This is a genomic window from Undibacterium sp. SXout7W (assembly GCF_049339385.1).
GTDB lineage: Bacteria > Pseudomonadota > Gammaproteobacteria > Burkholderiales > Burkholderiaceae_D > Undibacterium.
Window position 1 is genome coordinate 25,466 of record NZ_JBMPPF010000004.1, and the last position, 23,836, is coordinate 49,301.

Here is a 23,836-nt window from a genome sequence, read left to right on the forward strand (position 1 = left end):
TGAAAGCATGATGGTTCATCGACGATGAATTATCTTCACTGGATTTTTGTCAGCTAAGACGGAGGATGAGCAGTGAAAGCCTGCTGTTCCCCAACCATATCCAATCCACATAAATCAAGAGAGGATTTATGAAAGATTTTGAAACTTTCAAAGATGAAAAGCTCAGACTGGGTTTTGATGAAGTGTTGGTTCGCCATTGGGAGCCGGATACAGAGAACAAAATGCACTCACACCCTTTTGACACGGATGCCGTGGTGGTGCAAGGTGAATACTGGCTCACAATGGGTGGTCAGATACGACACTTAAAGACAGGTGATGCATTCAAGGTGCCACGGAACATCATGCACAGCGAAAAATATGGTCACGAGGGAGCGGTATTCTGGGCGGCCAGGAAAAATTAATTTTTTAAGAAAACATATTTATCGGTTCTGTTGCTGCAAATAAATCGACCACTTGATCCTGTGCCGGTTGAAAAATTTATTCAGATACAGGACGTATTCAGAGAAATTCAAAAAAAATGGGCTGATTAATCACCCTCTGAATAAGTTGATTCCGGCATGATGAAGAAGATAATTGCGATCAGAAGATCGTAAGTTAGTGTGAGGTCGAAAATTTTTACTTAAAGTTTTTTCGAAGTAATCGCCAATTGTTTTATTTGATGTTGACTGGATGGCACCCTCTGAATGCTGGGTACCATAATTCCAGAGCGTTGTAGTAACTTTGCCGCAGGCATTCTATCTTCACAATGATGCTGCTATGACGAGTGTGCTCCCAGTACGCTCGCGGCATCGGAATATAGGTTTGTCATGACGGTATGCGACAGATTTGAACAGATTCACTTTGTCTGTATCTGACCGACTGACCAATGTCGTTTGTCTATCCTGTCTGAAATTCACTTATCCGATTTTTGCATAATAGGGTCACTACTCAGGTGGCGTGCTAATTCACCACCATTCCCGCTCCAGAATTCCCTGTCCGCCTGCCGTACGCGCTCTGCTGCGTGAACCATGTGTTCGGTGGCAGCAATGCGTGCCAGTTCTGGATTGCCGGCGGCAATGGCGCTAACGATTTTTTCATGCTCCTGTTGTACCTGCTTAGAAAAATCGAGTCGCCGCGCTTCGTTAGCACGGGTTACCTTGACTGCCGCGCGGATAGGCTGAGCGAACATTTCCACAAATTTTTCCCAATAGGGATTGCCAGTAGCTGCCGCAATGCAAAGGTGAAAACGCACGTCCTCTTCTACCCCGTCAATTCCAGTGGCGACAGATTCCTCAATGCGCCGCAGCGCATGTTCGATTTCTGCCAGTTGTCCGGGTGTCCGGCGTACTGCGGCTAGCGCAGCCGTTTCCGATTCAAGGCCGCGCCTCACCTCGATCAGGTTGAGCAGCGACTGTACCGATTGCTCAGTCATTTCATCACCAGTGTCGTTCTCGGAAGCGCAGACAAAAGTTCCACTACCTTTGCGCGTATTCAGAACGCCGTCAGCCTTCAGCAAGGCAATCGCTTCGCGCAGCACGGTACGGCTGACAGCAAAGTGCAACGCCATTGATTGCTCTGAGGGCAGGCGAGTACCTGGCTCCAGTTTGTCACTACGAATTTTTTGCAGCAATTTATCTGCAACGCGTGAGGCCAGGGTGCCAGTAGTGAAGCCTCCGTGCTCTAAATCTGGTTCTGGCATGGTGAATGAGATGGTGTTGTCCATACGGTACTTCCTTGCTGAAAATGTGCTGAATGTCGCAGTTGCATTATACAAATATACAGCTTGACATACATTAATTAGACAAATAATATACAACCAAACAAATAAAGAACAACTTGCCAGCCATACCTTGTGGCTACTAAAAATCAGGCAAGTATTATTGATAACCAGTAACAGGAGACAGCAATGCAACTTTCTGAAACGTTTACTAACGGGGATCGCAGTTCCGCGTTTGCCCAGACCTCGCTGGATGAGGTCTCCATTTATCGTAAAGTCACCTGGCGCATCGTGCCGTTCCTGATGCTTTGCTATATCGTTGCCTATCTTGACCGGGTTAATGTGGGATTTGCTAAATTGCAAATGTTATCTGACCTGAAGTTCAGTGATACTGTATTTGGTCTTGGCGCCGGAGTTTTTTTCTTTGGTTATTTTTTATTTGAAGTTCCTAGTAACGTCATCTTGCACAAGGTGGGCGCGAGGGTCTGGATTGCCCGCATTATGCTCACGTGGGCAGTCATTTCTGGCGCTTTCATGTTCGTTAGTACGCCATTCACTTTCTATGTGATGCGCTTTTTCCTGGGTTTGGCGGAGGCAGGATTTTTCCCGGGAATTATTTTGTACCTGACATACTGGTATCCGGCGGCACGTCGTTCGCGCATGGTGTGTACCTTCATGACTGCGATTCCGCTGGCGGGTGTCATCGGTGGCCCTTTGTCGGGCTGGATTATGGAGTCGTTTGCTGGCGTGAATGGTTTAACTGGTTGGCAATGGATGTTTGTCATCGAAGCGATACCAGCAATTGTTCTCGGTCTGGCCGTATTGATCTATCTGGACGACGGTATACGCTCAGCGAAATGGCTGACTACCGCCGAGAAAGATTTGCTCGAGCAGCGTATTGAGCAAGATGCAAAAAGTAAAGTGGAGCATCCGTCATTGCGCGCCATGTTTAGTGATTCCCGTGTCTGGATCATGGCTCTGATTTATTTTTGTTGTGTCATGGGCCAATATGGATTGACCTTCTGGATGCCAACATTGATTAAGACGGCGGGTATTAAAGGCGTATTGAATATTGGTCTGTTCACTGCCATTCCGTATTCTGCAGCAGTCGTTGCAATGCTGGTATTGGGGCGCAGCTCAGACAAGTACCTGGAACGTCGTTGGCACTTGGTCATTCCTATGTTGCTCGGCGCAGTCGGCCTAGTCGGTAGCGCACTGGCTGGTACAACGAATACCGGAATCGCGATCATGTTCCTGACGATTGCCGCAGCTGGAGTCTTGTCGTCAGCCCCCTTGTTCTGGAGTTTGCCAACTTCGTTTCTGAGCGGCGTAGCTGCTGCGGCAGGTATTGCAGCGATTAATTCCATTGGTAATCTGGCTGGTTTTGTCAGTCCCTTCCTCATCGGTGCGATCAAGGATATGACGCAATCAACTGACATCGCACTCTACGTATTGGCGGCCGTACTTTTGGCTGGCGCTGCTGTAGTGCTGACTGTACCGGCGCGCCTGGTGAATCGGTAATGGGATTTCTGTAGTACTTGTGCTGGAGATGGCCGCCTTCAAGTCAGCCAACTTTCAGGCAGGTACTCGCGAGATGTATTTAGTCACTCAATAATCACCAAATAATCACTACGTCCCTGTCCGGTTGCGTTCAGCTTTACCGGATGGGGAGCGGGAAATTCCCGTACTTTCTGAAACCGGAGTAAATTAAATGACAGAGCAAATCAAACGCGTTGGGGTAATCGGCCTTGGCGCAATGGGTATGGGTATCGCTCAATCCTTATTACGAGCAGGTTTTGAAGTGCATGCCTGTGACATGAGACCAGAGGCAGTACAAAAACTGGTTGATGCGGGTGCACATGCAGCAGCTTCTCCTGCAGAATTTGGCGATAAAGTCGATGCCTTACTGATCGTCGTCGTCAATGCTCAACAAACTGAGCAGGTATTGTTTGGTGAGCACGGAGCGGCTGCTCATCTGACGCCAGGGACCGTGGTCATTGCCAGCGCGACAGTGGCGCCGGAGTTTGCTGAGGAGCTTGGCGTTCGTTTGTCTGCTGTGGGGTTGCGTTTTATTGATGCGCCGATTTCTGGTGGCGCCGCCAAAGCTGCCAGCGGTGAAATGTCGGTCATGGCGGCAGGCGATCCAGAGACTTTCACTGTATGCGCTGATTTGTTTAAGGCTATCTGTGCCAAATTGTATCGGCTTGGCGATCGTCCCGGACAAGGCTCAAAAGTAAAAATGATTAATCAATTGTTGGCCGGTGTGCATATTGCCGCCGCAGCAGAAGCAATGGCATTGGGTTTGAGGGCAGGTTGTGATCCTGATGCGCTCTATGAAGTTATTTCCAATAGCGCTGGCAGCTCATGGATGTTTCAGAATCGTGTACCACATATTCTGAAGGGCGATTATACGCCGCTGTCTGCCGTTAATATTTTCGTTAAAGATCTCGGTATCGTGCTGGATTATGCGAAAAAAAATGTGTTTCCTTTGCCGCTGTCCGCTACCGCGCATCAGATGTTCATGCAGGCCTCAGCGGCTGGTTACGGTACACAAGATGATTCTGCTGTCGTCAAGGTATTCCCGGGAATAACCTTGCCAGTCAATAAAACGCTCTGAGGATAATCATATGGCAGTTTTACTTGGATGCATCGCCGACGATTTTACGGGTGGAACAGATCTGGCAGGCATGCTGGTAAAAGCGGGCATGCGCACCGTACAATTAATCGGTGTTCCGGCTACGCCCTTTGATGCTCAATACTTTGAAGATGTTGATGCAGTGGTGATTGCACTTAAATCACGCACGACTTCACCATCTGAGGCGGTGGCAGAATCGCTCGCGGCGTTACACTGGCTTCAGCAGGCGGATTGTCAGCAATATTATTTTAAATATTGCTCGACCTTTGATTCCACTCCGCAGGGGAATATTGGTCCTGTGGCTGAAGCTTTGATGCAGGCGTTGAATACCGACTTTACGATTGCTTGTCCTGCTTTTCCAGCAAACGGACGTACCATTTATCAAGGCAATTTATTCGTAGGCAAAGAGTTGCTGAATGAGTCGGGTATGCGCAATCACCCCTTAACTCCAATGACGGATGCGAATCTGGTCAGAGTGTTGCAACAACAGGTGAGTGGCAAGGTTGGTCTGACCGACTATGCAATCGTCGAGCAGGGCAGCGCCGCGATTGCCCATCACTTTCATTCATTGCGTGAAGAAGGCAAAAAATTTGCCATTGTTGACGCTGTGTCCAACCGTGATTTGCTGGAAATTGGATTGGCTTGCGCTGATATGCAATTAGTCACAGGGGGATCGGGTATTGCACTCGGTTTGCCAGAAAATTTTCGGCGGCGCGGCTTGCTTTCTGCGGATACTCACAACAAGACGCTTGCTCATCAATTGCCGGCAGTCGGCGGATTGCGTGCTGTCATTTCCGGTAGCTGTTCAGTGGCAACACAACGCCAGGTCGACGTGATGCGTGCGCAGTCTGCAGCATTTCATGTTGATCCATTATTGCTGGCAGAGCATGTGGATGTCGTCGGTTCCGCGTTGAAATGGGCGGCTCTGCATCTGGGTAATGTTCCCATCTTATTTTATGCCACTGCTACTCCTGAAACAGTAAAGTCAGTGCAGGCAAAACTGGGCGTCGAGCAGGCAGGTAGTCTGGTGGAGCATACCTTGGCGGCGATTGCGCTCGGACTGGTGAAATTAGGTGTCGGGCAATTGATTGTCGCTGGTGGCGAAACTTCGGGTGCCGTAGTCAAGGCGCTGGGCGTATCTGGTTTGCGTATAGGGCCGGAAATTGACCCGGGTGTACCCTGGACTAGTGCAATACCGGAGCAGCGTTGTGATGATACTTCGTCACTTTCGTCTCATTCATTGCCGCCATTGGCATTGGCGCTCAAGTCAGGCAATTTTGGCAGTGAAGATTTCTTTCTGAAAGCATGGAAGTATTTACCATGACTACGGCGATACATACGCAGCCCGAGGAAATGCGTCAGCGCGAGCAGATCGCCGCTTTCGGCCTTTCTCTGTTTGAACGTGGCCTTACTTCGGGCAGCAGCGGCAATCTCAGCGTGCGTCTGGAGGATGGCTGGCTACTTACGCCAACCAATGCCAGTCTCGGAAAGTTGAATCCGGCGACATTGGCCAAACTGGATTGGGATGGGCGGTTGATCAGTGGCGAACAGCCTTCCAAGGAAGCATTCCTGCACCGCGCAATGTATCAACAGCGTGACAAGGCCAGCGCGATTGTTCATTTACACTCGACTTATTCTGCAGCAGTCTCTTGCATGTGCGGATTGAATCATGATGATTGTATCCCGCCTCTCACCCCTTACTTTGTGATGAAGATAGGACGACTTCCTCTGTTGCCTTACCATCGTCCCGGTGATCCTGAATTGGCAGAAGCCATCGGTGCGCTGGCCTGCAAACATTCTGCAGTACTGTTAGCCAATCATGGGCCCGTCGTATCGGGCAGTTCAATTGAAGCTGCCGTATATGCAGCTGAAGAACTGGAAGAAACCGCGAAATTATTCTTATTGTTGCGGGATGTACCAGTCCGACCGCTGGATGCGCAGCAAATTGATGATCTTAAAACGAACTTTAAGCTTGATATTTAGATTGTTCATTCAATCCGTCACCAAAACACCATATATTAAAACTGGAGTGTCACTGTGCCAAAATTTGCCGCCAATTTGACAATGATGTTCAATGAGCTCGCTTTTCCCCAACGCTTTGCTGCGGCAGCAGCAGCGGGTTTTAGCGCTGTCGAATTTCTTTTTCCTTATGACAATAGTCCGCAAGAAGTAGCCTCATGGTTACATCAGAATCAATTAGAAAATGTTTTATTCAATTTGCCGCCGGGCGATTGGGCTGCGGGTGAGCGGGGCATTGCTTCCTTACCTGGACGTGCCTCAGAGTTTCAGGCTGGAGTAGCGCGCGGTATCGAATATGCAATTGCACTTGGTACTAAGCGAGTGCATATGATGGCTGGTCTGGTACCTGCCGACGCTGATCTGTCGTTATATCGTGCGCAGTACCTCGCCAACTTGCAATACGCTGCCCGTGCATTGGCAGCACATGGCATCAGTTTGTTGATTGAACCCATCAATGGTCGTGACATGCCAGGTTATTTTTTGAATTCCCAGTCACAGGCGCACGCGTTGCGGGAAGAGTCAGGAGAGGCCAACGTCAAGGTGCAAATGGATTTTTATCATGCGCAGATCGTTGAAGGCGATCTGGCGATGTGCTTCCGAAAATATGCTGACGGGATAGGCCATGTGCAGATTGCCAGTGTCCCAAGCCGCAACGAACCCGATGATGGTGAGATTAATTATCCTTACTTATTTAAATTACTTGATGAATCAGGCTACGACGGTTGGGTAGGATGCGAATACCGGCCACGTGGTCGTACAGAAGATGGCTTGGGATGGTTGAAGGCGGCTACAGAACAAGGAGTCAAGGCATGAAAATTCTTATTACAGGTGGCGCTGGTTTCCTCGGACAGCGGCTGGCGAGGCAATTGCTTACGCTCGGTCAACTTCGCGATAGCCATGGTCAGTTACAAGACATCAGCGAGCTGGTGTTGCTCGACGTTGTCGCAGCGCATGATTTTTCGGATCAACGAGTACGCGTTATTACTGGTGATATTGCCGATGACGGATTAATGCGTCAGGTCCTTGATCATGCGACGAGTTCTATTTTTCATCTGGCCGCGATCGTCAGTGGTCAGGCGGAAGCAGACTTTGATTTGGGGATGCGCATTAATCTGGATGCTCCGCGTCTGTTGCTGGATATTTGCCGCGAACTAGGGCACAAGCCCAAGGTGGTGTTTACCAGCTCCGTCGCTGTGTATGGCGGCCAATTGCCTGATGTGGTGCAGGATACGACTGCACTCAATCCACAGTCTTCATACGGTGCGCAAAAAGCGATCGGCGAATTGCTGCTCAACGACTATAGCCGCAAAGGCTACATTGATGGTCGTGTGTTGCGCTTGCCAACTATCAGTGTACGTCCCGGCAAGCCGAACAAGGCGGCCTCTTCGTTTGCCAGTGGCATTATCCGTGAGCCGTTGAATGGTCTTGACGCAGTTTGTCCGGTGTCCACTGATCTGAACTTGTGGTTGCTGTCACCACGTCGAGCGGTTGATGCTCTCATTGCAGGGCATGAGCTTTCTGCTGAAACTCTGGGAAGCCAGCGAACACTCAATTTGCCGGGTTTATCCGTGAGTGTCGGGCAAATGATTGCGGCACTTGAGCAGGTATCTGGAGCGGATGCTGCTGCTCGTATCAGTTTTGAGATTGATCCGGCCATTGAACGTATCGTTAAAAGTTGGCCTGCTGCCTGGAATGCCAGCCGTGCTGTATCAATGGGGTTATCTGCTGATAAGGATTTTGCCAGCATTATCCGGGCGTATATTGAAGATGAGTTGAGTTGATATTGCGATTCAGGAAAATTCCCGAGTGCTGATCAGAGAGTAAATCGGTTTTGGTCAGCTTTTCTGCCAAATTTGAAAAACTTTGTTAAAAGATATCATGCAGTTGTTGCCAGGCAGATCCTCCCTTTGCTCCTGCGCGGATGGATGAGTCAGTTTGATTTACTTGAGTAGCCGAACTCCTTTTTTATTTTGTAGTCGTGCCTGCACTATTGATCATCTTAATCAATAGTGCAGGCATTTTTTTGGAGGTAATCGTAGCGACTCGCAGAGCTTCGTCGGCTGTAATTCCGTTATGTAGTGGTTCTTGTCCGTGATGATATTCTGCTGCAATAACGTCAAAAATACTTCCATCTGCACCTATCACATCAGATTTTGATCTAATCGGACTACTTTAGCCCAAGTTGGATCTATCTCATTGCAAAATCTGGGCAGACGCTAATGTCAGCTTGTTATGTCAGTCTGTGAAATTTTCTTCATTAAAACATCAGCGATACTAGTGTCAACAGGTACAATCCTGCCCTTAGTCTGCATCTGGGAAGGTAACATGGCTCCCAGCGCTCTTTATAAAGAACCCAAAATCAGCGTGCATATGATGTATTTCCGATAGAGTCTTTCACCTAGTTAATACTTCAGATGTTGAGACATATTCGTTCTGAGGAAATACTCTTGAATTTGATACTCTCTGGCACGCACCGTTCAGCAGTATTTTTAGCGACATAATTATTTTTGATGACTACACCGATGTTGAATAAGTTTGTATTTTGTATCTCATTTTTTTGTATTGGCAGTGCTTCTGCATTTTCGCTGAACTCAAGATACGCGATGGTGGTGGAAGATGGTAGTAATAAAGTGCTCTATGAAAAAAATGCGGATGTCGTCGCACCGATAGCATCGCTGACCAAACTGATGACAGCGATGGTCATTCTGGATCGTAAGCAAGATATGAATGAGAAAATTGCGATTGATGCTGCCGATGTCGATAATCTGAAGCATAGCGTTTCTCATGTCCCGGTTGGTGCTGAATTGCCGCGTCACGAAGTGCTGCAATTGGCATTGATGTCCTCTGACAACCGTGCCGCTGCCTCCCTGGCACGCACATATCCGGGGGGAATCACTGCGTTTTTACGGGCAGTGCAGGAAAAAGCCAAAGTGCTCGGTATGCGCCATACAGTGATAGAAGAACCGACCGGCCTTTCTCCACATAACACCTCTACCGCGAGTGATCTGGTCAGGATGGCGACTGCGGCTGCGCGCTATCCTGAAATTGCTGATATCACGACCGATAGTTCAGATCTGATACAGATTAATCATCGGCAAGTGAAGTTTCGCAATACCAATCAGCTGGTGGGTAAAAAGGGCTGGGATATTTTGTTGTCAAAAACGGGCTTTACCAATGAAGCTGGCAAATGTTTGATCATGCGGTTTAAACATGGAGGAAAAAATGCCACCTTAGTTTTGTTGAACGCACAAGCCAGTTCATCGCGCTTTTTGGATGCGGTCAATATTAGGCGTTTGATCAGCAAGCCATCTTTGGTTGCAGGTCAAACTCAGCCACTGGTACGGTGAAGATAGGCCGTTATCAGCTGAAAAATTGGCCGCCTGCGTAAGCGATTAGCAATCAGCGATGAATTGTGAGCCGCTCATCAACTTCATGGGGCTTTCAGGTTGGTATTGTGTGTCACGATGGCCGGTAGGTAGAGATCGCTGAACTCAGCTGGCATTCTGCGTACTTTTCCGCTGCTCACTTCTATGCACACCAAATTCCAATGGCCACGCATGACGACGGCCTTGTCTTTTTCACGAATCAGTTGAAAGCGTCGTTCCATCGTGATTTTTCCATCGCTCGCTACCAGCCAGGTGGCGAGCAGCAACTCTTCATTCAATATGGTTGGCAGCAAATAATCATAAGAAGCTTGCCGTATCGCCATAGCCCTATCCAGTCTGTGGTAATCCTCCAGACTCAATCCCAAACTTTCAGAATGTGTCCAGCCTATGTTTTCACACCAGCGGACATATACAGCGTTATTGGTATGATTTAATCCGTCAATATCTGCAATTCCTGGGGTGACGCGCAGTGTAAATGCGTTTGGATAATCCCAAACCATATTCATTTCCTTTTTCAGCTAATAATCAGAGTAGGGCGATTGCCAATACGCTATTTTTTGATTTGATTTGAACTTACGCAAAATTGTCCCGACAGGTAATGGCGACGAAGACAACGCAGTCTGCACTGGGATGGTATGCCTACTCAAACGCTGCTGGGGAGTTTTGTGTCAATCCTGTTGATATTAATCGATGATAGCAACAAACCATGCGAATGATTGTTTTTAGCTGAGTGTTAAACTTTGTTTCATTTAATTTCCTCGGGGAAATATTGATGTACCATCTTATTTATCTGGCCATCAGATAGTCTTCAGCGCTACCAAACCCGGTGACCCTTCCCCCGTCACTGAAGTGATTCGCCAGATATCATCGACGAAAAACGGTTAATCAACCGTACCGTTGATGCTTCACCGGCCCCGATCCGCCGCCTGAATAGTACCTGATTCATATTGCGCGTTGTCGCGATATCAACTGATTTTCCTTTTTTAAACTGAGTAGAAATCAGGGTAACCGAAGGCGTAAGTGTGATTTCATTTTGATTGTAAGTGGCATTGCCAAGCTTTCATTGTGTTTCAGAGCAATGTGAGCTGCTAGGTGTTAGTGGTCGCAGACCAAGCCACCATGCTGCTGATCAGCAGATTAAGGACTATCAGACAAGGGGGGGCGATGGCATCGAGTAACGAACAACTTTTTTAAAAAAAATAATCAAATACATTGAGGTATAGACGATGAGCTCATCACTTCATTTTTTACTTGTAGACGATTTTTCTACGATGCGACGAATTGTCGCCAATTTACTCAAAGAACTGGGATATACCAAAATTACCGAGGCAGAAGATGGTGAACAGGCATTAAAGTTATTAAAAAATAACGATATACTGAACTCTATTGATTTTGTTATATCCGATTGGAATATGCCAAAGATGGATGGTCTGGATTTGTTGAAGAATATTCGCAAGGAGCCGGACTTGTCACATTTGCCCGTGCTGATGGTGACTGCGGAAGCAAAAAAAGAGAACATCATTGCAGCGGCACAAGCAGGTGCTGATGGTTATATCGTGAAACCGTTTAATGCCGGTACGTTGAGTGATAAGCTGGAGAAAATCATGAGTAAGAAAGGAATAGCAGCATGAACGATATCTCAATCGAAGAGCTGGCCGTGGCGCCAGAAGTAGAGGTGTTTGGTCGTCTGGGTGGGATCGTACGCTCGCTGCATGATGCATTGAACGAAATTGGCGCCGGACACGTACTTGCAGAGGCCGTCAGCGAATTTCCATCAGCACGTGAACGGTTAGTCCATATTGCTAGCCTGACCGAAAATGCTGCAAACAAGGTATTGACCAAAGTAGAAGAAACCAGTCCTATGCAGCAACGTTTGTCCCGTCAGGCGAACGATGTGCAGCAGAAGTGGGATGCGGTCGATTTTGATACTCTGGACGCAACTGGTTTTGCTGAATTAAAAGCAGCAACCAGTCTGATGCTCTCAGCGACGCAATTACATTGCGACACAACGTATGCCGCATTGTCCGATATTATGATGGCACAGGATTTTCAGGATTTGACTGGGCAATTGATCAAAAAAGTCGTCGGCTTGCTGACGCGTACAGAAAATGATTTGTTGCGTCTGCTGATTGATGCTGCACCTCCGGGCACGATGTCCGTGGTGAAAAAAGAAGAGATTATGGCGGGCCCTGGTGCTCCCGGCAGCGTGGCGCTGGAACAAACCGATGTTGATGATTTATTGGCAGATTTAGGTTTTTAAACACCGATGTTTTTACCGTCAGTAACGTCGGTACTTTCGTCTACTTTACAGGTGACTTCATGACGCAAATTAGGAAAATGAACATCCTGATCATCGATGATGATCCGACTAATCTGAAATTTTTTTCCTATTTGCTCAAAGCGATTCCAGATGTGGAAGTCATTTGCTTTGAACGAGCGCGTGATGCCTTGCAATGGTCGGAAGTGAATGAGCCCGATCTGGTTCTGGTTGATTATATGATGCCGGAAATGGATGGTCTGGAGTTTATCGCCTCATTCAGAGAAATACCGGGCAAGGCCAGTATTCCGCTGATTATGGCGACGGCGGACGCTGATAACGACGTGCGTTATAAAGCGCTGGAAATGAGTGCCAATGATTTCCTGACTAAACCGGTCAATAAATTTGAACTGCGGGCGCGCGTGTCGAATATGCTGAGCTTGCGGCAGTTCCAGCTTGAGCAAGTCAATCGTGCTGACTGGCTCGCGGAAGAGGTACGTAAGGCGACAGCAGCGATGGTGTTGCAGGAAAAAGAAATTATTCACCGCTTGTCGCGCGCCTCTGAGTATCGTGATCCCGAAACCGGTGCGCATATTTTACGGATGGCGCACTATTCAAAAATGATTGCGAAGAATCTCGGCCTATCAGCCAAAGATCAGGAGTTGATATTGCATGCGGCTCCCATGCATGATGTCGGGAAAATGGGTATTCCTGATCAGATTTTATTAAAGCCAGGCAGGTTGACTGACGAAGAAATGACGATCATGAAAACACATGCCGCAATCGGTGCAGAAATTCTTGATGGCAGTGAGTCGGTGCTGTTAAAGGCGGCGACTGAAATCGCATTAAGTCATCATGAGAAATATGATGGTAGTGGATATCCTCGTGGTCTGAAGGGCGATGATATCCCTTTGTTTGGTCGGATCGTTGCTGTTGCAGATGTCTTTGATGCCCTGACTTCATCACGTCCCTATAAACCGGCATGGGATATTGACCGTGCTTGTGATTTGATCAGAGATAGTTCAGGTACGCACTTTGACCCCGCATGTGTACAAGCTTTTTTCTCGACATGGGACGAAGTATTACAGATACGCGCAAAGCATGATGAATAGCGTTTGTGCGTGCATTTTTTATTTTCATCTTTGTGAATGTAATGTGCCGCACAACGATGATGCAGCGTCGTATCTGGAGTTTTTCTTTCAATAAGCGTATAACGTGCAAGGCTGTCTCTGCCGATAACTATAGCATGCGACGAAACTTTGTTCGAGCCGCTGGCAGCTGGTGTGCATGTCAATCAAAAGATGCCTGTTTATTGTTTATCGTTAATGTAATTTGAAGGACACTACAGAGCAGCCAGTTAAAGCTCAGGCAGTCGCCTCATGTATTCTTTTGTTGTGCCTATCAACATCATCCCATCAGCAATCTAAGGCAGTGATCTACACTTCATGGAACTCCGTCATCTCAGATATTTTGTCGCTGTTGCCGAGGAGCGAAATTTTACCCGTGCATCTGAGCGACTGTTTATTGCTCAGCCACCGTTGAGTCGCCAGATACAGCAACTCGAAGAGGAACTGGGCGTGTCTTTGTTTGAGCGTGGATCACGACCATTGAAGTTAACCGAGGCCGGTCGGTTTTTCTATGCACATGCCCAGCAACTATTGGGCAAAGCCGCAGATCTGAAAACAATGACACAGCGTGTGGGTAATATCGAACGCACCTTGTCGATAGGATTTGTCGCGTCGACTTTATACGGCAAGTTGCCCACAATCATCCGTCGCTTTCGTCTTGAGCATAAAAATATTGAACTCACGTTACATGAAATGACGACGATGGAGCAGATTAAGGCACTGAAAGAAGGCAAGATTGATGTTGGTTTTGGGCGCATCAAACACGAAGATCCTTACATTCGCCGGATCGTATTGAGAGAAGAGCGGATGATGGTTGCCTTTCCAGTCGGGCATCCTTTGTCAGAGTTGGCATCCTCAGTCAAACTGAAGGATCTTGTGACGGAAACACTGATTATTTTTCCGAAATCTCCCCGCCCCAGTTTTGCTGATCAGGTACTTGGCGCTTTTATTGATCGTGCGATACAACCCAATAAAATTCTGGAAGTGCGTGAGCTGCAGATTGCAATCGGCCTCGTTGCCGCAGGCGAAGGAATCGCGATTGTTCCTGCCAGTGTGCAAAGAATGAAAAGGGATGATGTTCTGTATGTAGAGTTGGATGAGCGTCATACGGTTTCTCCCGTGATTTTCAGTGCCAGACTGATGGACAAATCCGACGAGCTATCTAGTTTGCTACAGTTGATTTATGCCATTTACGATGCAGAAAACATCCCTCATATCAAAGAAGATCTATAGCTTCTTTACTTGCCAACTATGCGATAAAGAGATGTGTCGATAGTGACTCTTCGCGTGTAGGGTTCTTCATTTTTCTCTTTTACAGCACTTCTTCCCAGCTGTTTTAGCTACTTTTTTACTGCGAATGATCATTTTTCGCTGATCTCTCTCTCGCTTTCAATCTCGGTTCACCGATTTAATCGGCACTCCCCCGGTTTTGCATGTCAAATCTCCTCTATGCACCATTTTCATGGCGCTGCCTTGTCTGCTGTGATGTGCTGTAGTCACTTCGTTCGTTTCGTTTTTTGATGTCTGCTAAAGCTTGATTTTGATGTTGTCAGGATGAAATTTAATTGTATTTTATTAAGAATATTTATACTTTTAAGGTATTGAAATCATACTAAATCAGTGTTGGATTCCTTATTTTGATCGGGATATAGTCCTTTCATCCAACAAATTATATAAATTGAATATGATCCAGAGCATAGAAACCATCCTTGTTGACGTGCCCACAATACGGCCACACAAGCTGTCTGTTGCAACCATGAATACGCAAACGCTGGTGCTGGTTCGTGTGCGTTGTGCCGATGGCATTGAGGGATGGGGTGAGGCCACAACGATTGGTGGTTTGAACTACGGTGGTGAAAGCCCTGAAAGTATCAAAACCAATATTGATACGCACATCGCACCTTTGTTGATCGGTATGGACGCATCGCAAGTCGCCAAAGCGATGATGAAGATTCGGAAAATCATACAAGACAATCGCTTTGCTAAATGTGCGATTGAAACTGCATTGCTGGACGCTCAGGCACGTCGCCTGAATATTCCTCTCAGCGAGTTGCTTGGTGGTCGTGTCCGCGACACCTTACCCGTTGCCTGGACTCTCGCCAGTGGCGATACCGTGAAAGACATCGCTGAGGCAGAAAAAATGCTGGAGCTGCGCCGTCACCGTATTTTCAAACTCAAGATTGGCTTACGTTCTGTTGCCGATGACGTGGCGCATGTTCTGGCGATTAAAAAAGCGCTGGGTGATCAGGTCAGTGTTCGTGTTGATGTGAATCAGGCATGGAGTGAAATGGATGCAGTCAATGGGATCGCGGCTCTTGAGGCTGGCGGTATTGATCTGATTGAGCAGCCTGTTCGTGCAGAAAATATGGCCGCCATGGCACGTCTGACTCAGCGCTTTTCTGTCGCCATCATGGCGGATGAAGCATTGCATGGGCCGCAAGATGCCTATCAGGTGGCAATGCAAAACGCGGCAGATGTATTCGCGGTCAAGATTACCCAATCCGGTGGCCTGATACCCGCATTACAGGTCGCAACCGTGGCGCAATTGTCCGGCGTCAGCCTGTATGGCGGCACCATGCTTGAAGGTGCGGTCGGAACTGCTGCGTCAGCCCACGTGTTCTCTACCTTTACCGATTTATCGTTTGGCACAGAATTATTCGGGCCATTACTGCTGACAGAAGAAGTCTTGCGCGAACCCCTGGTCTACAAAGATTTCATGCTGGAAGTGCCGAAAAAACCTGGTCTGGGCGTAGAAATTGATCTGGAAAAATTACAGTTCATGCGTCGTCAATAAGCCCCGTTAAAAATCACGAAACAGAGTTAATCGAGGAGAGCAGCATGTTGTTTCACGTAAGAATGGATGTCAGTTTGCCGGTCACGATGCCAGAAGCACAGGCAGCTGAGTTGAAAAAAACAGAAAAAGAAATTGCTCAGGCATTGCAGCAAAGTGGCAAGTGGCGTCACTTATGGCGTATCGCAGGGCAGTACGCCAATATCAGTGTATTTGATGTTGAGAGTGTGGATGAACTGCATACCCTGATTTCTACGCTGCCACTGTTTCCTTATATGCAAATCCAGATCATGCCTTTATGCCGTCATCCATCATCGATCCGGGATGACGATCGCTAAAAGTTTGATGGCAGTTCAGCGAGTCGGCACGAGCGCGCACAGATGATGCAGGTGATCCCGATGACGCTGCATTGATAGAAATCCGTAGTAACGATTGTTTCAATATAGACCTATTCCTTTTGGAGACAGAAATGACACATACAGAAATTGATTCCCTTGTAAAAAGCTGGATTATTGATTCCGCTACACGTCCAGCTAACCCTCGCGTGCAACAGGTTGTACTGCGCCTCGTGAGTGATTTGTGTAAAGCGATAGAAGACCTGGACATTCAGGCGTCTGAATTCTGGAAAGGTCTGGAATATTTGTCTGCTGCAGGTGCCCGTAATGAACTTGGTCTGCTCACACCAGGCCTGGGTCTGGAACGCTTTATCGACATCCGTGCTGACGAAGCCGAAGCAAAAGCAGGTCTGGCCGGCGGTACCCCTCGCACGATTGAAGGCCCGTTGTATGTTGCTGGCGCCCCCGAAAGCAAAGGCTTTGCGCGTTTGGATGACGGCTCTGAAAGTGATAAGGCGGAAGTCTTGTTCATGCAGGGAACAGTCTACGGTGCAGATGGGAAGCCATTGCCAAATACCAAGGTAGAAGTGTGGCATGCCAATTTGCTGGGTAATTATTCCTTCTTTGACCAGACACAGTCCTCTTTCAATCTGCGTCGTTCCATCATCACAGACGAAAATGGTCGTTATCAGTTCCGCAGCATCATGCCTATGGGATACGGCTGTCCTCCGGATGGCACCACTCAGCAACTGCTGGATTTACTCGGTCGCCATGGACGCCGCCCTGCGCATATCCATTTCTTCGTCACAGCCGACGGACATCGTAAATTAACGACGCAGATCAATATTGATGGCGACGAATATCTGTGGGATGACTTCGCATTTGCCAGCCGTGAAGGTCTGGTACCGGCCGTCACACGTATTTCTGCTCCCGATCAGATTTCTGCCAAAGACCTGAATGCGCCTTTCGCCTCAATCGACTTTGATTTCCATCTCTACGCTGATACAGCAAAAGCGCCTTCGGCAGAAGTTGAGCGCAACCGCGCTGCTGCTTAAAGCCACTTTCGCTGTCACGCACTGTATGAACTGAAAACCTGGCGGATATTCATCCATGCCGCCTGGTTTTCAAATAGAAAATCCGAGAGAGAAATCATGATTCCGATTCATCCTGACAATACGCCAAAGCTGAAAAGCCTGGACGACTACCTGATCGAAGATAAAGCAAAAGGCGACTACCGTCTGCATCGCAGCGCCTTTACCGATGAGGCTTTATTCGAACTCGAAATGAAGCACATCTTTGAGGGCAACTGGATCTATCTTGCTCACGAAAGCCAGATCCCGAACAATAATGATTACTACACGACGCATATCGGTCGTCAGCCGATTTTTATTGCGCGAAATCGTCAGGGTGAATTGAATGCCTTTATCAATGCCTGCAGCCATCGCGGTGCCATGTTGTGCCGTCACAAGCGCGGCAACAAGGCGACGTACACATGCCCATTCCACGGCTGGACCTTCAACAACAGCGGCAAGTTGCTGAAAGTCAAAGACCCGGAAGAGGCGGGTTATCCCGAATGCTTCAATAAAGAAGGTTCACATGATCTGAAAAAGGTCACCCGTTTTGAAAACTACAAAGGTTTTTTGTTTGGCAGCCTGAATGATGATGTGTTGCCGCTGCCTGAGTTTTTAGGTGAAGCAGGCAAGATCATCGATATGATCGTCAATCAATCTGCAGATGGTCTCGAAGTGCTACGCGGTGCATCGACCTATACCTTTGAAGGTAACTGGAAATTACAGGCCGAGAATGGTGCGGATGGTTATCACGTGTCCGCTGTGCATTGGAATTATGCTGCGACCACCAATCATCGCAAAGAGCAGGAAGCGATGCGTGCCGACAATATCCGCGCGATGGACGCCGGTAAGTGGGGCAAGCAGGGCGGCGGCTTTTATGCGTTTGAACACGGTCATCTGGTGTTGTGGACTAAGTGGGCAAATCCTGAAGACAGGCCAAATTACCCGCGTCACGCTGAGTTCTCAGAAAAATTCGGCAAGCCGACTGCGGACTGGATGATAGAGCGTTCACGCAATCTCTGCTTGTATCCGAATGTGTATCTGATGGATCAGTTTGGTTCGCAAATCCGCCTGTTACGTCCGATCTCTGTCGATAAAACCGAAGTCACGATTTACTGCATCGCGCCAAAAGGGGAGTCGGATGAAGCACGTTCACGCCGCATTCGCCAGTACGAAGATTTCTTTAATGTCAGCGGCATGGCAACGCCGGATGATCTGGAAGAGTTCCGCGCCTGTCAGCAAGGATTCAAAGGTATCGCTCTGGAATGGAATGATATGTGCCGTGGTTCTGAGCACTGGATAGATGGTGCTGACGATGCCGCCAAAGAAATTGGACTGCAACCAGTCATGAGCGGCGTGAAAACAGAAGATGAAGGCTTGTACACCATACAGCATCGCTACTGGCTTGATGTGATGAAAAAGGCCATGGCAAAAGAAGGAGCACAGTCATGAAAAACATCAGCCTGCAGGACATCAGCAGTTTTTTATACCGTGAATGCCGCTTGCTCGACGATGAGCAATGGGATGACTGGCTGGAATGCTATGACAACAATGCCCAATTCTGGATGCCATCCTGGGATGACGACGACAAGCTGATTACTGATCCACAACGTGAAATATCACTGATCTTTTATCCGACCCGTCAAGGGCTGGAAGACCGCGTATTCCGGATCAAGACCGAGCGTTCCAGCGCCACCATGCCGGATACACGTACCAGCCACAATCTTGCGAATATTGAGCTGGAAAAACAAGAAGGCGATGTGGTGACGGTACGCTTTAACTGGCATACGCTGAGCCATCGCTACAAAACCAATTACAGCTATTTTGGCATGTCGCGCTACGTGATCGACTTTTCAGGCGACAGCCCGAAAATTCTGAACAAATATGTGGTGCTGAAAAATGACTACATTAATCAGGTGATCGATATTTATCACATCTGATGCTGCTGATGTTGGAGATGTTGCTGTTGGATCTGATGCGGCAAAGCATTCATCCGCATCAGATCGTTATTCATTTATAAAATTCAGGAGACAAGTCGATGAGCTACAACATCGCACTGCAATTCGAAGACGGCATTACCCGCTTCATTTCATGTAACGACAATGAAAAATTGTCCGACGCGGCCTACCGTCAGAAAATTAATATCCCTCTCGATTGCCGCGATGGTGCTTGCGGAACTTGTCGTGGATTTTGTGAATCTGGCAAATACGATATGCCGGAATCGAGCTATATCGAAGATGCACTGGAACCGGCAGATGCCGCCAAAGGTTACATTCTGGCGTGCCAGATGAAACCGACATCCGATTGCGTTGTGCAGATTCCGGCAAGTTCTGCGTCATGCAAGATTGCCGTATCGGAATACAAGACGACCATCGCAGAAGTGCAGACAGTGTCTGATTCGACGATCAGTTTTTCGCTGCAACTGGACAATCCTGATGCATTAGATTTTTTGCCGGGTCAATATGTGAACGTATCGATTCCGGGCACTTCACTGACACGCTCGTATTCTTTCAGCTCGGCGCCCGGTGCCGCACAAGCGTCGTTTGTGGTACGTAATGTGCCGAACGGACGTATGAGCGAATTTCTGAGTAAGCAAGCCAGGATAGGTGATGCGATGAGTTTCACCGGCCCTTATGGCAGCTTCTACTTGCGTGAGGTGAAGCGCCCCGTCCTGATGCTGGCAGGCGGCACAGGCATTGCGCCGTTCCTGGCTATGCTGGATGTATTGGCTGCCCATGGCTTTAGCCAGCCCGTGCGTCTGGTCTTCGGTGTGACTAACGATATGGATCTGGTTGCATTGGAAAAACTCGATACTATCGCCGCACAACATCCGCAATTTACCTATCGCACCTGCGTTGCCGCAGCTGACAGTCAGCATACTCGCAAAGGTTATGTTACCCAGCATATTGAGCCTGAATGGCTGAATGCGGGCGATGTCGATATGTATCTGTGCGGTCCGGTTGCCATGGTGGATGCGGTAAAAAAATGGCTGGATGAAGTTGCCGTCAAACCGGCGAACTTCCTTTACGAAAAATTTTCAGCCAGTAATTGAACCAGTGCAGCCGAGGAAATGATGATGCGTGATATGCGTGATACTCAACGATTCAAAAACAAGGTGGTGGTAGTTACTGGCGCCGCACAAGGCATAGGGCAGGGCGTTGCTTTGGCGATCGCCGAAGAAGGCGGGCAACTGGTGCTGGCAGACCGTTCGGATCTGATCGATGGTGTTGCCGAAGAGGTTGCCGCGCTGGGCGCGGAAGCGATCGTCACCAATGTGGATCTGGAAACCTATGCCGGAGCCAGCGCGATGATTGCAGCAGCCATCGCGCGATTTGGTCGTGTCGATATCCTGATCAATAACGTCGGTGGTACGATCTGGGCCAAACCGTACCAGGAATATGAAGAAGCGCAGATCGAGGCAGAAATCCGTCGCTCGCTGTTCCCGACATTGTGGTGCTGTCGTGCCGTCTTGCCGGGCATGATGGAGCGTCAGCAGGGCGTAATTGTGAATGTGTCTTCGATTGCCACCCGCAGCATTCATCGCATTCCTTATGCCGCGGCCAAGGGCGGTGTGAATACCATGACTGCCAGCCTGGCGATGGAGCATGCCGCCGATGGTATCCGTGTGAATGCAGTGGCGACTGGCGGTACCGAAGCACCGCCAAGAAAAATTCCACGCAACCCGAAAAAATTGAGCGAACAGGAAGAGGTCTGGTATCAGGATATTATTGATCAGACCGTGGCATCGAGTCTGATGCATCGTTATGGAACGATTACAGAGCAGGTCAACGCGATACTGTTTCTGGCGTCCGATGAGGCATCGTATATTACCGGAACTGTATTGCCTGTTGGCGGCGGTGATCTGGGCTGATGTACGTGATCAACGATTTCTATTCCCGTTATCAGAAATGATAGGCGAAATGATGATGGTGCCTCATGACTAAGCGCGCAATATTGGATGACTGGTCGTTTTCGGCAACAGTTGCCGGGTTTCTTGCCGTCCTGATTTCTTATTCCGGCCCGCTGGTGATTTTTTTTCAGGCAGCAACGGCGGCGCACGCTTCCCCGACAATGATTGCATCCTGGGTATGGGCAATTTCCATCGGTGCCGGCGTCTCCGGAATTGTATTGAGCTGGTGGCTGAAAGTGCCGATTGTCACAGCCTGGTCTGCACCTGGCACGGCATTGCTGGTCACATTGTTTCCGGCCATGCCACTGAGTCAGGCGATTGCGGCTTATCTGACATCCGCAGTCGTTCTCTTTTTGATCGGCATATCCGGCTATTTTGATAAATTAATACGTCATATTCCTAAGGGTATTGCGGCGGGCATGATGGCGGGCATCTTGTTTCAGTTTGGCGTGAATACCTTCAAATCGATTGCAGCCGTGCCTTTACTGTCTGTCGTGATGATAGTGACGTATATCGTCTTTCGCAAAATATTACCGCGCTATGCCATCGTGCTTGTGCTGCTCGTTGGCGCGCTGATGGCAACGTTGACTGGTCTGGTCAATCTGAGTGCCGTACAGCTGCATATAGCAACGCCGGTGTGGACTGCGCCAGAATGGACCTGGCAATCGACGCTAAGCTTTGCGGTCCCCTTAATGATCGTCAGTCTGACAGGACAATTTTTACCAGGCATGGCGATTCTTCAATTATCCGGTTACCAGACACCTGCCAAACCCATACTGGCAGTGACGGGCATCGCTTCGCTCTTGGTTGCTTTTTTCGGTGGAATCACGATTGTGATTGCCGCAATTACTGCGGCCTTGTGTACCGGAAAAGACGCGCATGAAGATGCAGACAAGCGCTATATCGCCGGTATCGCGAATGGTATTTTCTATCTGATCGGCGGAATCATGGCAGGCACTATCGTCGCGCTGTTCACCAGCTTGCCAAAAGAATTTGTGGCTGTACTGGCAGGGCTTGCGCTGCTGGGCGCGATCACAACGAATGTACTGGCTGTTGTGCAGGAAGAAGAACATCGGGAAGCATCGATGCTCACGTTTCTGGCAACAGCTTCCGGCATGACATTCTTAGGGCTTGGTTCGGCTTTCTGGGGCATCGTTATTGGTGCTTTTGCTTATCTGGTACTCAATCAGAAGCGCCAGTCAATTACTTCCTGAATCACAATAATGACAATTTCTGCAAAGGTATGAGCATGATAGATAAGACGTCTACTTCGATGGCAGATGCCATCGCCGGTATACAGGATGGCGCAACCATCATGATCGGCGGCTTCGGAACCGCAGGTCAGCCCGCTGAACTGATTGACGCATTGATCGCACATGGCGCAAAAGAGCTGACCATCGTCAACAACAATGCGGGCAATGGCGACATAGGTCTGGCCGCATTACTGAAAGCTGGTCGCGTGAAAAAAATCATCTGCTCTTTTCCGCGGCAATCCGATTCTTACGAATTCGACAAACTGTATCACGCCAAAAAGATAGAACTGGAGCTGGTGCCGCAAGGAAATCTGGCTGCCCGCATACAGGCAGCAGGATCAGGGCTGGGGGCGATTTTCACACCGACCGGTTATGGCACTTTACTGGCAGAGGGCAAGGAAACACGTCACATCAATGGCAAAGACTATGTGCTCGAATATCCGATTTTTGCCGATGTTGCCCTGATCAAGGCACACATGGGTGACCGCTGGGGTAATCTGGTGTATCGCAAAAGCGCGCGTAACTTTGGCCCTATCATGGCAATGGCAGCGACCTGCACCATTGCGCAGGTAAGCAAGGTCGTCCCGCTGGGGGAGCTGGATCCGGAAAATATTATTACCCCGGGTATTTTTATTCAACACGTTTGTTTAACACCTTGTAATGCAATGAACTCTTTGATCAAGGAATGATTTTATGACTTACCAACGCTTAACCAGAGATCAGATTGCGCAACGTGTCGCAAAGGATATTCCAGAAGGTGCTTACGTTAATCTTGGGATTGGTTTGCCGACCAAGATTGCCAATTATCTCGAAAAAGACAAAGAAATTTTCCTGCACAGCGAGAATGGTGTGCTCGGTATGGGGCCAGCGCCAGCACCGGAAGACCGTGACCCAGAGCTGATCAATGCCGGTAAAGAATATGTCACCCTACTCACAGGTGGCTGCTTTTTTCATCACGGGGATTCATTCACGATGATGCGCGGTGGGCATATCGACATTTGCGTGCTGGGTGCATTTCAGGTTGCCGCGAACGGTGATCTGGCGAACTGGCATACCGGCGAGCCGGATGCGATTCCTGCAGTCGGTGGTGCAATGGATCTGGCTATCGGGGCAAAGAAAGTGTTTGTGACGATGGAACATCTGACTAAATCCGGCGAATCCAAAATTGTCGAGCGCTGTAGTTATCCCTTGACCGGGATAGGCTGCGTTGACCGGATTTATTCAGACCTTGCGGTCATTGACGTGACTAGCGACGGTCTGGTCGTGCGTGAAGTCGTTGCGGGGCTGCTATTTGAAGAGTTGCAAAAACTGACATCGGCAGTGTTGATTAATGGCATCCACGCATAACACCGATCAA

Annotated in this window: 24 protein-coding genes; 22 read left to right on the top strand and 2 right to left on the bottom strand. The window is 48.6% G+C overall.

The genetic code is table 11. From position 1 onward, the window contains the following. The first annotated feature begins 128 nt into the window (after positions 1-128). Positions 129-401: a cupin domain-containing protein gene (locus tag ACO0LB_RS05365; protein ID WP_423047248.1), complete on the top strand. Its 273-nt coding sequence runs from the start codon at positions 129-131 to the stop codon at positions 399-401. A gap of 491 nt (positions 402-892) precedes the next feature. Here ACO0LB_RS05365 and ACO0LB_RS05370 read toward each other — a convergent pair whose 3' ends face one another. Further along, entirely contained in the window at positions 893-1,702 is an 810-nt protein-coding gene (locus ACO0LB_RS05370) for a FadR/GntR family transcriptional regulator (protein ID WP_423047250.1), read from the bottom strand. A 183-nt stretch (positions 1,703-1,885) separates the two neighbouring features. Here ACO0LB_RS05370 and ACO0LB_RS05375 point away from each other — a divergent pair, with 183 nt between their 5' ends. The 7 genes from ACO0LB_RS05375 to ACO0LB_RS05405 all read left to right on the top strand — a co-directional run bounded on the left by ACO0LB_RS05375 (position 1,886) and on the right by ACO0LB_RS05405 (position 9,697). Beyond that, complete coding sequence (locus ACO0LB_RS05375; RefSeq protein WP_423047252.1) at positions 1,886-3,217, top strand: MFS transporter; 1,332 nt, start codon at positions 1,886-1,888, stop codon at positions 3,215-3,217. A gap of 190 nt (positions 3,218-3,407) precedes the next feature. Next, on the top strand, positions 3,408-4,313 hold the full coding sequence (gene ltnD / locus ACO0LB_RS05380) for an L-threonate dehydrogenase (RefSeq protein WP_423047254.1): 906 nt from the start codon (positions 3,408-3,410) through the stop codon (positions 4,311-4,313). 10 nt (positions 4,314-4,323) lie between these two features. Continuing rightward, positions 4,324-5,655, top strand: a complete 1,332-nt coding sequence (gene otnK / locus ACO0LB_RS05385; RefSeq protein ID WP_423047256.1) for a 3-oxo-tetronate kinase — start codon at positions 4,324-4,326, stop codon at positions 5,653-5,655. Next, a complete protein-coding gene (otnC, locus tag ACO0LB_RS05390) occupies positions 5,637-6,314 on the top strand; it encodes a 3-oxo-tetronate 4-phosphate decarboxylase (protein ID WP_423047258.1) in 678 nt (225 codons plus the stop codon). Before otnK ends, otnC begins: the two co-directional genes overlap by 19 nt. Positions 6,315-6,368: 54 nt before the next feature. Continuing rightward, the gene (gene otnI, locus ACO0LB_RS05395; RefSeq protein ID WP_423047260.1) at positions 6,369-7,163 is read left to right on the top strand and encodes a 2-oxo-tetronate isomerase; all 795 of its coding nucleotides are present in this window, start codon (positions 6,369-6,371) and stop codon (positions 7,161-7,163) included. Continuing rightward, on the top strand, positions 7,160-8,131 hold the full coding sequence (gene denD, locus ACO0LB_RS05400) for a D-erythronate dehydrogenase (protein ID WP_423047262.1): 972 nt from the start codon (positions 7,160-7,162) through the stop codon (positions 8,129-8,131). Before otnI ends, denD begins: the two co-directional genes overlap by 4 nt. A 741-nt stretch (positions 8,132-8,872) precedes the next feature. After that, positions 8,873-9,697, top strand: coding sequence for a serine hydrolase (locus ACO0LB_RS05405; RefSeq protein ID WP_423047264.1), 825 nt, complete (start codon positions 8,873-8,875; stop codon positions 9,695-9,697). Positions 9,698-9,780: 83 nt separating this feature from the next. Here the strand turns inward: ACO0LB_RS05405 and ACO0LB_RS05410 are convergent, their stop codons facing one another. Then, positions 9,781-10,242 (bottom strand): acyl-CoA thioesterase, encoded by a 462-nt coding sequence (locus ACO0LB_RS05410; protein ID WP_423047266.1) that lies wholly within the window; start codon positions 10,240-10,242, stop codon positions 9,781-9,783. Positions 10,243-10,962: 720 nt separating this feature from the next. Between ACO0LB_RS05410 and cheY the strand changes: the two genes are divergently transcribed. From cheY to ACO0LB_RS05480, 14 genes are all read left to right on the top strand, one after another. Further along, on the top strand, positions 10,963-11,367 hold the full coding sequence (gene cheY / locus ACO0LB_RS05415; protein ID WP_423047268.1) for a chemotaxis response regulator CheY: 405 nt from the start codon (positions 10,963-10,965) through the stop codon (positions 11,365-11,367). After that, the gene (locus tag ACO0LB_RS05420) at positions 11,364-11,996 is read left to right on the top strand and encodes a protein phosphatase CheZ (RefSeq protein WP_423047269.1); all 633 of its coding nucleotides are present in this window, start codon (positions 11,364-11,366) and stop codon (positions 11,994-11,996) included. The genes cheY and ACO0LB_RS05420 overlap by 4 nt, the downstream gene beginning before the upstream one ends. Positions 11,997-12,055: 59 nt before the next feature. Further along, the gene (locus ACO0LB_RS05425; RefSeq protein WP_423047271.1) at positions 12,056-13,105 is read left to right on the top strand and encodes an HD domain-containing phosphohydrolase; all 1,050 of its coding nucleotides are present in this window, start codon (positions 12,056-12,058) and stop codon (positions 13,103-13,105) included. 333 nt (positions 13,106-13,438) lie between these two features. Beyond that, positions 13,439-14,353, top strand: a complete 915-nt coding sequence (locus tag ACO0LB_RS05430; RefSeq protein WP_423047273.1) for a LysR family transcriptional regulator — start codon at positions 13,439-13,441, stop codon at positions 14,351-14,353. A gap of 451 nt (positions 14,354-14,804) precedes the next feature. After that, entirely contained in the window at positions 14,805-15,914 is a 1,110-nt protein-coding gene (locus ACO0LB_RS05435; RefSeq protein ID WP_423047275.1) for a muconate/chloromuconate family cycloisomerase, read from the top strand. A 44-nt stretch (positions 15,915-15,958) separates the two neighbouring features. Next, positions 15,959-16,249 carry a muconolactone Delta-isomerase gene (catC, locus tag ACO0LB_RS05440; RefSeq protein ID WP_423047277.1) on the top strand — a complete coding sequence of 97 codons (291 nt, stop codon included), beginning with the start codon at positions 15,959-15,961 and terminating at the stop codon, positions 16,247-16,249. A gap of 131 nt (positions 16,250-16,380) precedes the next feature. Beyond that, the gene (catA, locus tag ACO0LB_RS05445; RefSeq protein WP_423047279.1) at positions 16,381-17,301 is read left to right on the top strand and encodes a catechol 1,2-dioxygenase; all 921 of its coding nucleotides are present in this window, start codon (positions 16,381-16,383) and stop codon (positions 17,299-17,301) included. Between the two features lie 96 nt (positions 17,302-17,397). After that, positions 17,398-18,768 (top strand): benzoate 1,2-dioxygenase large subunit, encoded by a 1,371-nt coding sequence (gene benA, locus ACO0LB_RS05450; protein WP_423047281.1) that lies wholly within the window; start codon positions 17,398-17,400, stop codon positions 18,766-18,768. Next, positions 18,765-19,256, top strand: a complete 492-nt coding sequence (gene benB / locus ACO0LB_RS05455; protein ID WP_423047283.1) for a benzoate 1,2-dioxygenase small subunit — start codon at positions 18,765-18,767, stop codon at positions 19,254-19,256. Before benA ends, benB begins: the two co-directional genes overlap by 4 nt. Before the next feature lie 98 nt (positions 19,257-19,354). Further along, the gene (benC, locus tag ACO0LB_RS05460) at positions 19,355-20,368 is read left to right on the top strand and encodes a benzoate 1,2-dioxygenase electron transfer component BenC (protein ID WP_423047285.1); all 1,014 of its coding nucleotides are present in this window, start codon (positions 19,355-19,357) and stop codon (positions 20,366-20,368) included. Between the two features lie 33 nt (positions 20,369-20,401). After that, the gene (locus tag ACO0LB_RS05465; RefSeq protein WP_423047670.1) at positions 20,402-21,187 is read left to right on the top strand and encodes a 1,6-dihydroxycyclohexa-2,4-diene-1-carboxylate dehydrogenase; all 786 of its coding nucleotides are present in this window, start codon (positions 20,402-20,404) and stop codon (positions 21,185-21,187) included. A gap of 65 nt (positions 21,188-21,252) precedes the next feature. After that, positions 21,253-22,440: a benzoate/H(+) symporter BenE family transporter gene (locus tag ACO0LB_RS05470; RefSeq protein ID WP_423047288.1), complete on the top strand. Its 1,188-nt coding sequence runs from the start codon at positions 21,253-21,255 to the stop codon at positions 22,438-22,440. A gap of 35 nt (positions 22,441-22,475) precedes the next feature. Further along, a complete protein-coding gene (locus ACO0LB_RS05475) occupies positions 22,476-23,168 on the top strand; it encodes a 3-oxoacid CoA-transferase subunit A (protein WP_423047290.1) in 693 nt (230 codons plus the stop codon). Positions 23,169-23,172: 4 nt separating this feature from the next. After that, positions 23,173-23,826 (top strand): 3-oxoacid CoA-transferase subunit B, encoded by a 654-nt coding sequence (locus ACO0LB_RS05480; protein ID WP_423047292.1) that lies wholly within the window; start codon positions 23,173-23,175, stop codon positions 23,824-23,826. The last annotated feature ends 10 nt before the right edge of the window (positions 23,827-23,836 follow it).

Excerpts from the sequence above, each read along its gene's own strand:
- ACO0LB_RS05365 (WP_423047248.1), top strand. The coding sequence starts at position 129 with ATGAAAGATTTTGAAACTTTCAAAGATGAAAAGCTCAGACTGGGTTTT.
- ACO0LB_RS05370 (WP_423047250.1), bottom strand. The coding sequence starts at position 1,702 with ATGGACAACACCATCTCATTCACCATGCCAGAACCAGATTTAGAGCAC.
- ACO0LB_RS05375 (WP_423047252.1), top strand. The coding sequence starts at position 1,886 with ATGCAACTTTCTGAAACGTTTACTAACGGGGATCGCAGTTCCGCGTTT.
- ltnD (WP_423047254.1), top strand. The coding sequence starts at position 3,408 with ATGACAGAGCAAATCAAACGCGTTGGGGTAATCGGCCTTGGCGCAATG.
- otnK (WP_423047256.1), top strand. The coding sequence starts at position 4,324 with ATGGCAGTTTTACTTGGATGCATCGCCGACGATTTTACGGGTGGAACA.
- otnC (WP_423047258.1), top strand. The coding sequence starts at position 5,637 with ATGGAAGTATTTACCATGACTACGGCGATACATACGCAGCCCGAGGAA.
- denD (WP_423047262.1), top strand. The coding sequence starts at position 7,160 with ATGAAAATTCTTATTACAGGTGGCGCTGGTTTCCTCGGACAGCGGCTG.
- ACO0LB_RS05405 (WP_423047264.1), top strand. The coding sequence starts at position 8,873 with ATGTTGAATAAGTTTGTATTTTGTATCTCATTTTTTTGTATTGGCAGT.
- ACO0LB_RS05410 (WP_423047266.1), bottom strand. The coding sequence starts at position 10,242 with ATGAATATGGTTTGGGATTATCCAAACGCATTTACACTGCGCGTCACC.
- cheY (WP_423047268.1), top strand. The coding sequence starts at position 10,963 with ATGAGCTCATCACTTCATTTTTTACTTGTAGACGATTTTTCTACGATG.
- ACO0LB_RS05420 (WP_423047269.1), top strand. The coding sequence starts at position 11,364 with ATGAACGATATCTCAATCGAAGAGCTGGCCGTGGCGCCAGAAGTAGAG.
- ACO0LB_RS05425 (WP_423047271.1), top strand. The coding sequence starts at position 12,056 with ATGACGCAAATTAGGAAAATGAACATCCTGATCATCGATGATGATCCG.
- ACO0LB_RS05430 (WP_423047273.1), top strand. The coding sequence starts at position 13,439 with ATGGAACTCCGTCATCTCAGATATTTTGTCGCTGTTGCCGAGGAGCGA.
- ACO0LB_RS05435 (WP_423047275.1), top strand. The coding sequence starts at position 14,805 with ATGATCCAGAGCATAGAAACCATCCTTGTTGACGTGCCCACAATACGG.
- catC (WP_423047277.1), top strand. The coding sequence starts at position 15,959 with ATGTTGTTTCACGTAAGAATGGATGTCAGTTTGCCGGTCACGATGCCA.
- catA (WP_423047279.1), top strand. The coding sequence starts at position 16,381 with ATGACACATACAGAAATTGATTCCCTTGTAAAAAGCTGGATTATTGAT.
- benA (WP_423047281.1), top strand. The coding sequence starts at position 17,398 with ATGATTCCGATTCATCCTGACAATACGCCAAAGCTGAAAAGCCTGGAC.
- benB (WP_423047283.1), top strand. The coding sequence starts at position 18,765 with ATGAAAAACATCAGCCTGCAGGACATCAGCAGTTTTTTATACCGTGAA.
- benC (WP_423047285.1), top strand. The coding sequence starts at position 19,355 with ATGAGCTACAACATCGCACTGCAATTCGAAGACGGCATTACCCGCTTC.
- ACO0LB_RS05465 (WP_423047670.1), top strand. The coding sequence starts at position 20,402 with ATGCGTGATACTCAACGATTCAAAAACAAGGTGGTGGTAGTTACTGGC.
- ACO0LB_RS05470 (WP_423047288.1), top strand. The coding sequence starts at position 21,253 with ATGACTAAGCGCGCAATATTGGATGACTGGTCGTTTTCGGCAACAGTT.
- ACO0LB_RS05475 (WP_423047290.1), top strand. The coding sequence starts at position 22,476 with ATGATAGATAAGACGTCTACTTCGATGGCAGATGCCATCGCCGGTATA.
- ACO0LB_RS05480 (WP_423047292.1), top strand. The coding sequence starts at position 23,173 with ATGACTTACCAACGCTTAACCAGAGATCAGATTGCGCAACGTGTCGCA.